The organism is Streptomyces canus (assembly GCF_041435015.1).
Taxonomy (GTDB): Bacteria; Actinomycetota; Actinomycetes; order Streptomycetales; family Streptomycetaceae; genus Streptomyces; species Streptomyces canus_G.
Genome location: NZ_CP107989.1, coordinates 4,527,737 through 4,540,956 on the forward strand (window position 1 = coordinate 4,527,737; position 13,220 = coordinate 4,540,956).

General features: G+C 72.2%; 13 protein-coding genes. 6 read left to right on the forward strand and 7 right to left on the reverse strand.

Features of this window, described 5'->3' with window-relative positions:
• Positions 1-70: 70 nt before the first annotated feature.
• The 3 genes from OG841_RS20390 (at position 71) to OG841_RS20400 (ending at position 3,695) form a co-directional block, all read left to right on the forward strand.
• Positions 71-1,411: an MFS transporter gene (locus OG841_RS20390; RefSeq protein ID WP_328640202.1), complete on the forward strand. Its 1,341-nt coding sequence runs from the start codon at positions 71-73 to the stop codon at positions 1,409-1,411.
• Entirely contained in the window at positions 1,408-2,781 is a 1,374-nt protein-coding gene (locus tag OG841_RS20395) for an alpha/beta hydrolase family protein (RefSeq protein WP_328640201.1), read from the forward strand. The genes OG841_RS20390 and OG841_RS20395 overlap by 4 nt, the downstream gene beginning before the upstream one ends.
• 62 nt (positions 2,782-2,843) lie before the next feature.
• A complete protein-coding gene (locus tag OG841_RS20400) occupies positions 2,844-3,695 on the forward strand; it encodes a PaaX family transcriptional regulator (protein ID WP_328640200.1) in 852 nt (283 codons plus the stop codon).
• 225 nt (positions 3,696-3,920) lie between these two features.
• On the opposite strand, the gene OG841_RS20405 is transcribed toward OG841_RS20400, so the two are convergent.
• The 6 genes from OG841_RS20405 to OG841_RS20430 all read right to left on the reverse strand — a co-directional run bounded on the left by OG841_RS20405 (position 3,921) and on the right by OG841_RS20430 (position 10,413).
• Positions 3,921-5,186, reverse strand: a complete 1,266-nt coding sequence (locus OG841_RS20405; RefSeq protein ID WP_371566409.1) for an ArgE/DapE family deacylase — start codon at positions 5,184-5,186, stop codon at positions 3,921-3,923.
• Between the two features lie 75 nt (positions 5,187-5,261).
• Positions 5,262-6,686, reverse strand: a complete 1,425-nt coding sequence (locus tag OG841_RS20410) for a sensor histidine kinase (protein ID WP_371566411.1) — start codon at positions 6,684-6,686, stop codon at positions 5,262-5,264.
• The gene (locus OG841_RS20415) at positions 6,687-7,412 is read right to left on the reverse strand and encodes a response regulator transcription factor (RefSeq protein ID WP_328640197.1); all 726 of its coding nucleotides are present in this window, start codon (positions 7,410-7,412) and stop codon (positions 6,687-6,689) included. It lies immediately after the preceding gene.
• 73 nt (positions 7,413-7,485) lie between these two features.
• A complete protein-coding gene (locus OG841_RS20420) occupies positions 7,486-8,091 on the reverse strand; it encodes an FMN reductase (RefSeq protein ID WP_371566413.1) in 606 nt (201 codons plus the stop codon).
• A complete protein-coding gene (locus OG841_RS20425; RefSeq protein WP_365118181.1) occupies positions 8,088-9,179 on the reverse strand; it encodes an LLM class flavin-dependent oxidoreductase in 1,092 nt (363 codons plus the stop codon). The genes OG841_RS20420 and OG841_RS20425 overlap by 4 nt, the downstream gene beginning before the upstream one ends.
• Before the next feature lie 637 nt (positions 9,180-9,816).
• Positions 9,817-10,413, reverse strand: coding sequence for a TIGR03086 family metal-binding protein (locus OG841_RS20430; RefSeq protein ID WP_328640194.1), 597 nt, complete (start codon positions 10,411-10,413; stop codon positions 9,817-9,819).
• Positions 10,414-10,489: 76 nt separating this feature from the next.
• Here OG841_RS20430 and OG841_RS20435 point away from each other — a divergent pair, with 76 nt between their 5' ends.
• Both OG841_RS20435 and OG841_RS20440 read left to right on the forward strand, forming a co-directional pair.
• Positions 10,490-11,305 carry a DUF6597 domain-containing transcriptional factor gene (locus tag OG841_RS20435; protein WP_371566416.1) on the forward strand — a complete coding sequence of 272 codons (816 nt, stop codon included), beginning with the start codon at positions 10,490-10,492 and terminating at the stop codon, positions 11,303-11,305.
• A gap of 114 nt (positions 11,306-11,419) precedes the next feature.
• Positions 11,420-11,758, forward strand: a complete 339-nt coding sequence (locus OG841_RS20440; protein WP_328640192.1) for a DoxX family protein — start codon at positions 11,420-11,422, stop codon at positions 11,756-11,758.
• 33 nt (positions 11,759-11,791) lie between these two features.
• On the opposite strand, the gene OG841_RS20445 is transcribed toward OG841_RS20440, so the two are convergent.
• A complete protein-coding gene (locus tag OG841_RS20445) occupies positions 11,792-12,679 on the reverse strand; it encodes an NADP-dependent oxidoreductase (protein WP_328640191.1) in 888 nt (295 codons plus the stop codon).
• Between the two features lie 126 nt (positions 12,680-12,805).
• On the opposite strand from OG841_RS20445, the gene OG841_RS20450 reads away from it, so the two are divergent.
• A complete protein-coding gene (locus OG841_RS20450; RefSeq protein ID WP_328640190.1) occupies positions 12,806-13,207 on the forward strand; it encodes a winged helix-turn-helix transcriptional regulator in 402 nt (133 codons plus the stop codon).
• The last annotated feature ends 13 nt before the right edge of the window (positions 13,208-13,220 follow it).

Below are 13,220 nucleotides of genomic sequence, written 5' to 3' on the forward strand. Positions count from 1 at the left end.
ACTTTATTGACGGCGGTCACGAGACAGCCTAATTTCACGGTGTCCTTCCCCCGCTCCAAGGGAGCCCGCGATGCCCCCGTCCCCCACCGCATCAGAACGCACCCGCCAACTCCGCCGAGTCGCCCTCTCCGGACTGCTCGGCACCGCCGTCGAGTTCTACGACTTCCTCGTCTACGGCACCGTCGCCGCGCTCGTCTTCGGCGAACTGTTCTTCCCCGGCGCCGACCCCGCCGTGGGCACGATCGCCGCGTTCGGCACCTTCGCCGCCGGATATGTGGCCCGCCCCATCGGCGGCATCGTCTTCGGACACTTCGGCGACCGCCTGGGCCGCAAGAACATGCTGCTGCTCACCATGGGCCTGATGGGCGGCGCCAGCTTCCTCATCGGCCTGCTGCCCACCTACGACACCATCGGCGTCTGGGCACCGGTCCTGCTGATCGCCCTGCGCGTGGTCCAGGGCATCGCCATCGGCGGTGAGTGGGGTGGCGCGACCCTGATGGTCGTGGAGCACGCGGGCGAGAAGCGCCGTGGGCTCTGGTCGAGCTTCACGCAGATGGGGGCCCCGCTCGGCTCCCTGATCTCCGCCGCCGTGGTCGCCCTGGTCTCCACCCTCCCCAAGGACCAGTTCGCGGCCTGGGGCTGGCGCGTGCCGTTCCTGCTGAGCGTGCTGCTGCTCGGCGTCGGCCTGTTCGTCCGTCTCAAGGTGGTCGAGAGCCCGCTGTTCGCCGAGGTGAAGAAGGACCGCGCCGAGTCGAGGCTCCCCATCCTCGACGTCCTGCGCCGCCCGCGCCCGGTGCTGCTGGCCTGCTGCGTCGGCATCGGCGCCTTCACCGCCCAGTCCCTGCTGACCAGTTACCTGATCTCGTACGCCACCGGCATCGGCTACGCCCGCCCGCAGGTGCTCACCGCGCTCGCCGTCTCCGCCGCGGTCGCCCTGGTCGTGCTGCCCTGCGCCTCCGCGCTCTCCGACCGGATCGGCCGCCGCCCGGTCGTCCTCACCGGCGCGATCCTGTCCGCCGCCACCGCCTTCCCCGTCCTCGCGCTGGTCGACTCCAAGTCGTCGGGGGCCCTGATCCTGGCCGTGGTCCTCGGCCACGGCATCTCCCAGTCGCTGATGTACGGCCCGCTGGGCGCCCTGTTCAGCGAGATGTTCGGCACCAAGGTCCGCTACACCGGCGCCTCCCTCGGCTACCAGGGCGCCACGCTGGTCGGCGCCGGCTTCTCCCCGATGATCGCCGGAAGCCTGGTCGCGAGCAGCGGCAACGGCACCCCGGTCGCCCTCCTGCTGTGCGGCGGCTCGCTGATCACCGCGCTGACCGTGTGGTTCGTCCGCGAGACGAACCGTACGTCCCTGACCGACCCCGCGTCCGAACTCCCCACCCCCGCCCGCACGGAGGAGATCACCGCATGAGGCACGGCACCCGCATCGTCTGCACGGCGGCCCTCCTGCTCACCCTGACCACCGCACCCGCCGCCACGGCGTCGGCCACCACGGACACCACCCATGTGGACGGCCGACTCCCCTCCGGCGCCACGTACATGATGGATGTCCCCACCAACTGGAACGGCACCGTCCTCCTGTTCAGCCACGGCTACAACGCGGGCCCCGCCAACCCCGCCCAGGACGCCCCGGACGCGGCCACCAAGCCCCTTCTCCTCCAGCAGGGTTACGCCCTCATCGGCTCCTCGTACGCGTCCACCGGCTGGGCGGTCACCGACGCGGTCCCCGACCAGATGGCCACCCTGAAGGCCTTCACCACCCGCTTCGGCCAGGCCTCGCGCACCCTCGCCTGGGGACGGTCGTACGGCGGCCTGGTCACCACGGCGATAGCCGAACGCCACCCGGACGAGATCGACGGCTCGCTCTCCATGTGCGGCCTGGTCCACGGCGGCATCGCCAACTGGAACAACACCCTCGACCCGGTGTTCGCCCTCAAGACGCTTCTGGGCTCCGACGTCCCCCTGGTGAACCTCCCGACGCAGCAGGCGGCCACCGATGCGGCGAACACGCTGACCGCCACGGTCGACTCCGCCCAGTCGACGACCGAGGGCCGGACCCGTATCGCCCTCGCCGCGGCCCTGCACAACATCCCGGTCTGGAACGCACCCACCCAGACCCGCCCCGCCGCGACCGACTGGGACGCCCAACAGGCCAACCAATACGACGCCGTCAAGGGCCTGCTGAAGATCGCCGCGTTCAACCGGCGCCAGGAGGCCGAGGTCCGCGCGGGCGGCAACATGTCCTGGAACACCGGCATCGACTACGCCCGGCTGCTCGAAAAGTCCTCCGTCCGCAAGGAGGTCACCGAGCTGTACAAGAAGGCGGGCCTCTCCCTGACCAAGGACCTCGCCGCCCTCAACCGGGCCCCGCGCATCAAGGCGGACCAGAACGCCGTGTCGTGGATGAGCAGCACCAGCAGCTTCACCGGCAAGCTGGCCAAGCCCCAGCTCTCCATCCACACCATCGGCGACCCCCTGGTCCCCGTCCAGACGGAGAGTGCCCTGCGCCGCGCGGCCACCGCGGCCGGTTCCGGCCCCCTCCTGCGCCAGGCGTACGTCGACAACGCCGGCCACTGCACCTTCAGCCCGGCCGAGCAACTGGCCGCCCTCCACGCCCTGGAGGACCGCGTGACCACCGGCAGCTGGCAGGGCACCGACCCGGCGTCCCTCAACTCCCGCGCCACCGCGGCCGACCCCACCACCCCCACCCGCTACGTCTCGTACCGCCCCACCCCCTACCTCCGCCCGTACGACCTCGCGCACCCCGCCGACGGCCGGTGACCTCCCACGACCTTCCACGACCGCCCGCCGTGCCCTCGGCGGGCGGCCGTACCCTTGCCCCCGTGGAGGACGACGACATCCTGGACACCGCGGAGGGGCCGCAGCCGCGCCCGCAGTCGCTCATGCTCACCTTCTTCGGCAACCACGTCCTGGAGGAGGGGGACCTGGGCGTCTACTCGGGCAGCATCATCGACGTCCTGGGCCGCGTGGGCGTAGGTGAACAGGCCGTACGTTCCACGCTCACCCGCATGGTCAACCGGGGTCTGCTCCAGCGTCAGCGCGAGGGCCGCAAGATGTTCTTCGGCCTGACCCCGCAGGCCACCCGCGTCCTGATCGACGGCCGCACCCGCATCTGGAAGCAGGGCGCCGTCAACGACGACTGGGACGGCTCCTGGACCCTGCTCGGCTTCTCCCTGCCCGACTCCTGGAAACGCCAGCGCCACGACCTGCGCTCACGGCTCACCTGGTCGGGCTTCGGCGCCCTGTACAGCGGCCTGTGGATCGCCCCCGGCCACGTGGACGTCTCCAGGACGGTCACCGAGCTCGGCCTCACGGCTCACGTCAAGATCTTCCACGCCCAGGCCGCCGAGGTGACCGACATCGAGCGGATGATCCGCGAGACTTGGGACCTGGAGTCCATCGCCGCCCGCTACGCCGCCTTCGACAAGCGCTGGAGCGCCCACCTGGGCAACGGCACCGACGACGACCCGATCGGCACCCGCCTCCGCCTGGTCAGCGACTGGCTGCGCACCATCCGCACGGACCCGAGACTCCCGGCCCGCCACCTGCCCCCGGCCTGGCCGGCCCGCACCGCGCAGGAGACCTTCCACCGGGTCGCGGAACAGACCCACCCCGCACTCGAGGCGGCCCGCGCCGCCCTGGAGACGATCCCGCTGCGCCCGCAGTCCGCCTAGCGGACGTCCCCGTCGCCGAGGCACCTCGACTTCCGCGAGATCGGCTCCACCAGCCGGCTCGTCTCCACCAGCACCGCGTCGACGGCGTCGACCGGGAGGAGATCTCGACCTCGACGGCGGGATCTCGGCCGTAGCTGACAAGGACCTCGCTGCCGCCGAGGGAGCCCGCGTCCCGCCACCCCCAGTAGCCGGAGCGCTGCTTCGGCAGGACGGCGAACTGGTCCCCTACTTCGTACCCACGGTCCGCAACACGGTCACCGCCAGGACCCGCGCCACGTCCACCACCTCCCGCACGGCCACGTGCTCCCGCGCGCTGTGCGCCACCCCGATGTCCCCGGGCCCGTACTGGAGGGCCGGGATCCCGGCCCCGGCGTACAACCGCAGATCGCTCCCGTACGGCGCCCCGCGCTCCGGCAGGGCCGGGCCGCCCACCGCATCCGCGTGGGCGGCCCGGACGGCAGCCGGCAGGGGATGCCCGGCGGGCAGCCGCCCGCTGGCGAACTGCCCGCCGGGCCAGCTCACCACCACGGGATGCTCCCGCAACCAGGGATCAAGGCCGCACACCCGCGCCACACACTCCTCGAACTCCTCCCGGGCCGCCGCCGGGTCCTCGCCCAGCCGCACCCCCAGCCGCCCCTCCGCGACGAGCAGGTCGGGCACACTGCTGGACCAGTCGCCGCAGCGCAGGATGCCCACGGAGAGGGCGTACGGAACGGGGTACGCGGCCATCAGGGGATGCGGATCCCGGTTCCGCTCGGCCTCCAGCCGGGCCAGCGCCTGGTGCAACGGCACGTACGCGTCCAGGGCGCTCACCCCCTCGTACCGCGAACTGGCGTGTGCCGCCTTGCCGTTGACGGTGAGCCGAAAGGTGAGCGCACCGGCGTTGGCGGTGATGAGGCTCCCGGCCGTGGGCTCCGCGATGACGCACACATCACCGCCGTACCCCCGCCGCAGGGTCCCGAAGGCCCCGAGTCCCCCGTCCTCCTCCCCCACGACGAAGTGCGCGGCGACCCGCCCCCGCAGCCGCACTCCGCTGTCCCGCAGGGCCGCGAGCACGGCCAGCTCCGCCGCCAGCCCGGCCTTCATGTCACAGGCACCGCGCCCATGGACCAGGTCTCCCGTGACCCGGGGCACGAACGGGTCGCCCTCCCACGCGGCGAGATCCCCGGGCGGTACGACGTCCACGTGCCCCTGCAACACGAACGTGGGCCCGTCCCCACCGTCCTGGGTCTGCCCGACCAGCCCCCACGCCTCGTCGCGCGGCGCCTCGGAGCCGGGGAAGCCGGGATCGGCCAGCAGGGCCGGCAGATCCATCGACCACAGGTCCACGTCGAGGCCCGACGCACGGAGCCGGCCCGCCAGGTGGTGCTGGATCTCCGACTCGGCGGGGCTCCCGGTCACGCTGGGGATCGCGATCAGCTCCAGCAGGGTCCGGGCGACCCCGGCCTCGTCAATGGCCGCGAGGACAGCGGCCTCCTCGTCACTGAGCACGTCGACGCCCCCACTCTCTCGGACAGGTGTGCCCATTCTGAGGGGTCGGTGCGGTGAGGTCCGAGCCGCCCCGGCTCAGCCGCCGGAGGCATCCCCGCCCACGGTGAAACCGATCACCGTCCCGCCCCCCTCCCGGGGGAACGCGAACGGCGCGCCCCCGTGCGACAACGCCACCTCCCGCACGATCGACAACCCCAAGCCCGACCCCGGCAACGACCGCGCGTCCGCCGCCCGATAGAACCGGTCGAACACCCGCACAAGATCGGCGTCGGCGATCCCCGGCCCCCGGTCCAGCACCTCCACCCGCACCGGCCCGGACACCGTGAACCCGGACACCGAGATCTCGATCGGAGCGGTACCGTCCCGGTCGAACTTCGCCGCGTTCTCGACCAGGTTCGACAGGGCCCGTTGCAGCATGCCCGGCCGCCCGTCCGTCACCGTCGACCCGCTGGCGTGCACCACGACCTCCCGCCCGTTCCGCCGCCGGGCCAGCCCCGCCACCTCCTCCGCGACATCGGCGAGGTCCACCCGCTGCGGCGGCTCGTTGTCCGACTGCCCGGCCGCGAGGTCGACCAGCTCGTTGACCAGATCGGTCAACTCCCGTGCCTCCTGCGAGAGATCGGCGACCAGCTCGTCGCGCGTGGCGGGCGGCAGTTCATCGATCCGCCGCAGCAGCGAGATGTTCGTACGCAACGACGTGAGCGGCGTCCGCAGCTCGTGCCCCGCGTCCTGCACCAGCCGCCGCTGATCCTCCTCCGACTGCGCGAGCCGCCCCAGCATCCGGTCGAAGGCCCGCCCCAGCCGCCCCACCTCGTCGTAACCGGTGACCGGCACCTCGATCCCCAGCCGCCGGGTCCGCGCCACATCCTCCGCGGCGGACGTGAGGATCACCAGCCGCCGGGTGATCCGCCGGGCCAGCCACCACCCGAACAACCCGGCGCCCACCACGACCGCCACCATGAGCAGAAACGTCCGCTGCTGAAGCGCCCGCAACAGATCCTCGGTGTCACTGAACTCCTGGGCGACCTGCACGGCGCCGTGCCCGCCCCCCAGCGAGACGGTGGCGATCCGGTACACATCGCTGCCGACCGAGACCTCCTTGTGCAGGACCATCCGCCCGGCCGTACCGGCGGCCGCGATCCGCCGGTCCCCGGAGGTCACCGGCAGCCCGGGCCGCCCGGGGTCGGCGACCACCCCGGTGGACCCCAGCACCTGCACATCCGTACGGGCGGGCCGCACCAGGTCGTGCCCGGGCGCCGAGGACGAGAAGTCCTCCGGTGTCATCCGCTGCTGGCTCACCTCGTCCCGGAGATCCTGCACGACCTGGTCGAACACGGACTCCTGGTCCACCCGCACCAGCCGCGCGGCGGCGCTGTAGGACAGCACACCGACCAGCACGGTCACCGCGGCCGTCACCGCGGCGAAGGACACCGCGAACGTGGTCCGCAGGGACAGCAGCCGGGGCCGCGGCCGGGCCCAGAGCCGAGCCAGCCGCCCCACTCAGTCCTCCCGCAGCACGTAACCCACGCCGCGCACCGTGTGGATCAGCTGCGGCGCGCCGGGCTCGTCGAGCTTGCGACGCAGATAGCCGACGTAGACGGCGAGGTTCTTGGAGCCGGGCCCGAAGTCGTAGCCCCAGATGCGATCGTAGATCGTCGAATGATCCAGCACGATGCCCGCGTTCCGCACGAGCAGTTCGAGCAGCTCGAACTCGGTACGGGTCAGCTCCAGCTCGCGCGTCCCCCGCCAGGCCCGCCGCGCCTGGATGTCCATGCGCAGTCCGGCGGCCTCGATCCGCCCCTCGGGCAGGTCGGGCACCACGGCCTTCGGAGCGACGCCGACCGGAGCCATCCCGTCCGGGCTGGTCCGCCGCAGCAGGGCCCTCAGCCGGGCGAAGACCTCCTCGACGTCGAACGGCTTGACCACATAGTCGTCGGCGCCCGCGTCCAGACCGGCGATCCGGTCCTGGGTCTCCACGAGCGCCGTCAGCATGAGGATCGGCGTCCGGTCGCCCTCGGCGCGCAGCACCCGGCAGACCTGGAGCCCGTCGATCCCGGGCATCATCACGTCGAGAACGAGCACGTCCGGCGGCGTCTTGTGGGCCTGCGCCAGCGCCTCGACGCCGTCGGCGACCGCGGTGACCTGGTAGCCCTCCAGGGTCAGGGCGCGCTCCAGGGCGTGACGGATGGCGCGGTCGTCTTCGGCGAGCAGCACATTTTGGGGCACACCCTCAGTGTGCCGTCCCACCGAGTCGTACGACGTGATGAGCTGCTCACCTGGTGCCCTTCTTACTGCCCTCTCACCCCGTGGGACGCAACGCGGCGAGCTGCTCCTCGAACGGCACGACGGCCGAGAACGAGTCGGCCCGGGCCGCACGCGGCCCGCGCCCGACCGACAGTCCCGCCATCAGCGTGGCCAGTTCCCCGGCCGCCCGCTCGATCCGCCCGTCCAGCCCCTCGGCACCCCAGTCCTCCGACGCGGCGTAGACCCCGGTCGGCACGACGACGGCCTTCAGGTAGGCGAAGAGCGGTCGCAATGCGTGCTCCAGCACCAGCGAATGCCGGGCCGAGCCACCGGTCGCCGCGATCAGCACCGGCTTGCCCTCCAGGGCCTCCGGCTCGAGCACGTCGAAGAACGACTTGAAGAGTCCGCTGTACGACGCCGAGAACACCGGGGTCACCACGATCAGCCCGTCGGCCCCGGCCACCGCCTCCTGCGCGGCGGCCAGCGCCCGTCCCGGAAAGCCGTTCGTGAAGTTCTGCGCGATCTCCACGGCGAGGTCCCGCAACTCCACGACCTGCACGTCCACCTCGGCCGCGCGACCCACGGCCGCGGCCAGCCGGTCTCCCAGCAGGCGGGTGGACGACGGGACGCTCAGCCCCGCGGACACGACGACGAGCTTCATGCGACGACCTCCTTGTTCTGCTCCGCGGCCAGCAGGGACGCGTGGGTGGGAGCCTCCGGGACGTCCGCGGGACGCCCCGCCGCGAACTCCTTGCGCAGCACCGGCACGACCTCCTCGCCGAGCAGGTCGATCTGCTCCAGGACGGTCTTCAGGGGCAGTCCGGCGTGGTCGACGAGGAACAGCTGGCGCTGGTAGTCCCCGGCGTACTCGCGGAACTTCAGCGTCTTCTCGATGACCTGCTCCGGGGAGCCCACGGTCAGCGGGGTCTGGTCGGTGAAGTCCTCCAGGGAGGGCCCGTGCCCGTACACCGGCGCGACGTCGAAGTACGGCCGGAACTCCTTCACCGCGTCCTGGGAGTTGCGGCGCATGAACACCTGGCCGCCGAGGCCCACGATCGCCTGCTCGGGCGTTCCGTGCCCGTAGTGGGCGTACCGGGCCCGGTACAGCTCGACCATCCTCTTGGTGTGGTCGGCCGGCCAGAAGATGTTGTTGTGGAAGAACCCGTCGCCGTAGTAGGCGGCCTGCTCGGCTATCTCCGGGGAGCGGATGGAGCCGTGCCAGACGAACGGCGCGACGCCGTCCAGCGGCCGGGGCGTGGAGGTGAACCCCTGCAACGGCGTCCGGAACTTCCCCTCCCAGTTCACGACGTCCTCGCGCCACAGCCGGCGCAGCAGGGCGTAGTTCTCGATGGCGAGGTTGATGCCCTCGCGGATGTCCTTGCCGAACCAGGGGTAGACCGGCCCGGTGTTCCCGCGGCCCATCATGAGGTCGACCCGGCCGTCGGCCAGGTGCTGGAGCATCGCGAAGTCCTCGGCGATCTTCACCGGGTCGTTCGTGGTGATCAGCGTGGTCGAGGTGGAGAGGATCAGCCTCTCGGTCTGCGCGGCGATGTACCCGAGCATGGTGGTCGGCGACGACGGCACGAACGGCGGGTTGTGGTGCTCGCCGGTCGCGAAGACGTCGAGCCCGACCTCCTCGGCCTTCAGGGCGATCGCGACCATGGCCTTGATCCGCTCGCGCTCGCTCGGCGTACGGCCGGTCGTCGGGTCCGGCGTGACATCGCCGACGCTGAAGATCCCGAACTGCATGGTCGCTCACCCTCCAGGTTGTTTACCGTTCAACTATAACTGCGTACCCGGAGCAACGACACCCCACTCCGCCCTATTCCCGAAGAGAACCCCACCGCCGAGCACAACCCGCCGCCCTCGCCCTGCGGCCCCACCGACCTCATCCCGCCCACGCCACCAGCCGCCCCGCCCTCACTCCGCACCCCTACGAGCCCCAGCCCGCCGGCCCGCCACCCCAACCCTCGAGCCACCACCCAACCAGCCGCCCCGCCACAACCCCGCACCCCCGACCCCTGCGCGCCGTACGCGGCCAACGGCCCGTGGTGGCGCGCGGCGCGGCCAACGGTCCGCCGTGGCGTGCGAGGTGGCGAACGGACCGTCGTAACGCGGGTGACTGCCACTCCCCAGGGGCGCGGGGCTGCGTCGATCTGCGGCTACCGCCGCGCGGGCGCGACCAGCCCCCACCGGCCCGCAGCCGCTCGAACATCGCCCCGGCCCGCCGACCCCCCAGCCCGCTGACCCACGCTCACCATCACCCCAACCCCCGAGCCGCCACCACTCCAACCGGCCGGCCCTCCCAAGCCCGAACCCCTCCGAGTTCCTAGCCCCCGTCGCGCCACAACCCCGCACCCCCACCCCGCCGGAACCGCCCCGCACCTCACCCCCAGCGCGGATCCCGCCCCGTCCCCGCCAGCAGCCGCTCGAACGCCGGTGCGTCCTCGGCCACCGGCACCGGATCCCGGAACACCCCCATCTTCCTGGCCGTGGGCGCCAGTTGAGCCACCGCGGCCGTCAGCTCCGCCACGACCGCCTCGTCCGCAGGTCCGTACTCCTGTCCCGTCGCCCGTGCGAGGTCCCACACATGCACGGTCAGATCGAGCAGCGCCATCGCGCCGACCAGCCGCGCCGGCATGTCCATCGCCCCGGTCGTGCCCTCCTCGGCGCCGGGCGCGGACCAGGCCGCCACCAGCCGGTCCGTCTCCCGCGCGAGCCGCTCCCGCCAGTCCGGGCCATCGGCCACCCGGTCCGGGGTGACCTCGCCGAAGTCCGACGGCTCCTTCACGGCCAGCCGCTGGAACTGCACGATCACCTGGAAGACATGGTTGACCAGCGCCTTCACGTCGTACTCCGCACAGGGCGTGGCAGCCCCGAGAGCCGCGTCCGGAATCCCCCGGAACACCGGAACCGCCCGTTCCCGGGCCATCCCCAGCAGCTCACCGATGCCGTATGTCTTCTTCGCCGCGTTCGTGTCCATGCCCCGACCGTACGAAGACCGCCACCCGCCCTTCTTGAAGAAACGCGACGCCCGACCCCGGACGTACGATCCCCTCATGGCCGCCCCCCGCCGCGACACCCGCGGGATCGTCGACCCGGCCGGGCTGCTGACCCGGGTGAGGTTCCGCCGCCATGAGCCCGCCGAGCCCCTGCGCCGGTACGTCGAGCGGTACTGGTTCATCGACTGGGACCTGCCCGAGCCCTACGCCTCCCACGTCGTCCCGCACCCGTCCGTCCACCTCACCTTCCAGCAGGACGAGGGCTCGCCCCACGCCGAGCTGACGGGCATCCCCGGCGGCCTCTACACCAGGAAGCTCACCGGCCGTGGCCGGGTCTGCGGGGTGAAGTTCCGCCCCGGCGGCTTCCGGCCGTACGCTCCCGAGCACCCGGTGTCCCACTGGACGGGCCGGACGCTCGCCGCCCGGGACGTGTTCCCGCAGATCACGACGGACACCGCCCGCGAGGTCGTGACCCCCGCCACCGACGAGGCCCGCGTCGCCGCACTCGACGCCTTCCTCCTCCCCCTCGCCCCGGCCGAACCCGACCCGCAGGCCGACCTCGCCACGGCCCTCGTCGACCGCGTCCACGACGACCGCACCGTCCGCCGCGTCGACGACTTCGCCCGCACGGCGGGACTCTCGGTACGGGCGCTGCAACGGCTCTTCTCCGCCTACGTCGGCGTGAGTCCGAAGTGGGTCATCCTCCGCTACCGCATCCACGAGGCCCTGGAGCTCGCCGGCACCCGCAGCGAGGTCGACTGGGCCACCCTCGCCGCCGACCTCGGCTACGCCGACCAGGCCCATCTGGTCCGGGACTTCACAGCGACGGTCGGGGTCCCGCCGACGGCGTACGCACAAGCGGCCGCGGGCTGACCCCGGGCCCCGAGGCCAAGCCCCGAAAAAGGGTTCGGCCGGGCTGTCACACTCCCGCTCCGCCCCGGGTCAACCCCGTGAAACCGATGACCCGGAGCTCGAAGGAGCCACCTCATGTCCGTCGCCCACACCGTCGTCACCCTGCTCGCCGCCGCCATGGCGGGCTACTCCGGCACCGTCGTCCTCACCCGCGCCGACTGGATCGTCAAGGCCCTCACCGACTACCGCGTCCCGCGCGCCTGGTGGAACCTGCTCGGCGCGGCCAAGATCGCCGGGGCGGCAGGCCTCCTGGCCGGCCTCTTCGTCCCGTACGTCGGCCTCGCGGCCGGCATCGGCCTGGTCGTCTACTTCACCGGAGCCGCCGTGACCGTGGCCCGCGCCCACTGGTACACACACATCCCGTACCCGCTGGTCTACGCGGCCCCGGTGGTCGCGGCCCTGGCCCTGACCTGAGGCGGTGGCCCGGCCCGTCCGGCGGACAGGCACTTACGGCACCAGCACCAGCCGCCCCCGCACCCCGCCCTCCTCGAGCCGGGCGTGCGCCTTGAACACCGAGTCCAGGGCGTACGTCTCGGCCACCCGGAGCGTCAGCGCCCCCTCGTCCACCAGCCCCACCAGCTCGGCGAGGCGCGCCCCGTCCGCGCTCACCGCGACGGCCGTAGTCCGCACCCGGCGCACCGACCCGGGATGCGCCCCCGGCCGTACGCCGACATAGGCACCCCCGTCCCGCACCCGCTCCAGCGCCGCCTCCCCGAGCACCGCCGCGTCCAGTACGGCGTCGAAGGTCCCGGCCGCGACGGTGGTCGTGAACTCCGCAGCTCCCAGGGACCGTACGAACTCCTCGTCGCCCTCCCTGGCCAGCCCGGTCACCGACACCCCCTGGCGCGCGGCGAGTTGGACGGCGAACCCGCCGACCGCCCCCGCCGCACCGGTGACCAGCAGAGACTGTCCCTCGGTCAACTCCAGCAGATCCAGGGCCTGTACGGCGGTCAGCGCGTTCAGCGGCAGCGTCGCCGCGTGCACCGCGTCGACCGTGACCGGCGCCTTGGCCACCGCGTCCGTGTCCACGACGACGTACTCGGCGTGCGTGCCCAGCGTCTTCGCCACCCCGGCCTGCAGCGCCACCACCTCGTCCCCGACGCTCCACACCGTCGCAACGCCCACCGCGTCCACGGTCCCCGCGACATCCCAGCCGAGACCGACCGGCTTGCCCGCCCCGCCGAAGAAGCCGGCCCGGACACCCAGGTCCACCGGGTTCAGCGCGGCACCGGCGACCTTGATCCGCACCTGCCGGGCCCCCGGCTCGGGCAGTTCGCTCTCCACCACTTCCACGGCCTCGGGCCCGCCGAATGTCCTCACCACAGCAGCACGCATGACGGAAAACTCCCCATTGGTCATTGTTCGCTCCGGTATCCCCGTCGCTGGCAACAACCCTAGGAAGAGTTACTATCCATCAGTAAGTAGTTACCTGAAGGTGCGTACATACCCCGGAGGTGAGCCATGCCGACCATGACGGCGGCCCAGCGGCGCGAACAGGCACGCGTGGAGTACGACGCCTTCATCAAGGGCTGCCCCACCAACCAGCTCCTGGACCGCCTCAGCGACAAGTGGGTCAGCCTCGTCGTCGCGGCCCTCTCCACCGGCCCCATGCGCTACAGCGACCTCAGCCGCAAGATCGCCGGCGTCAGCCCCAAGATGCTCACCCAGACCCTGCGCGCCCTCGAACGCGACGGCATCCTCACCCGCGCGGTCACCCCCTCCGTCCCCGTCCGCGTGGACTACGAACTCAGCGCCCTCGGCCGCAGCCTGGCCGGCCTGCTGACCGCGGTGAAGGCCTGGGCGGAGACGCACATCGAGGAAGTCCACGAGGCGAGAGAGCGCTACGACACCTCGACCGACTGATTCCCGGACGGGG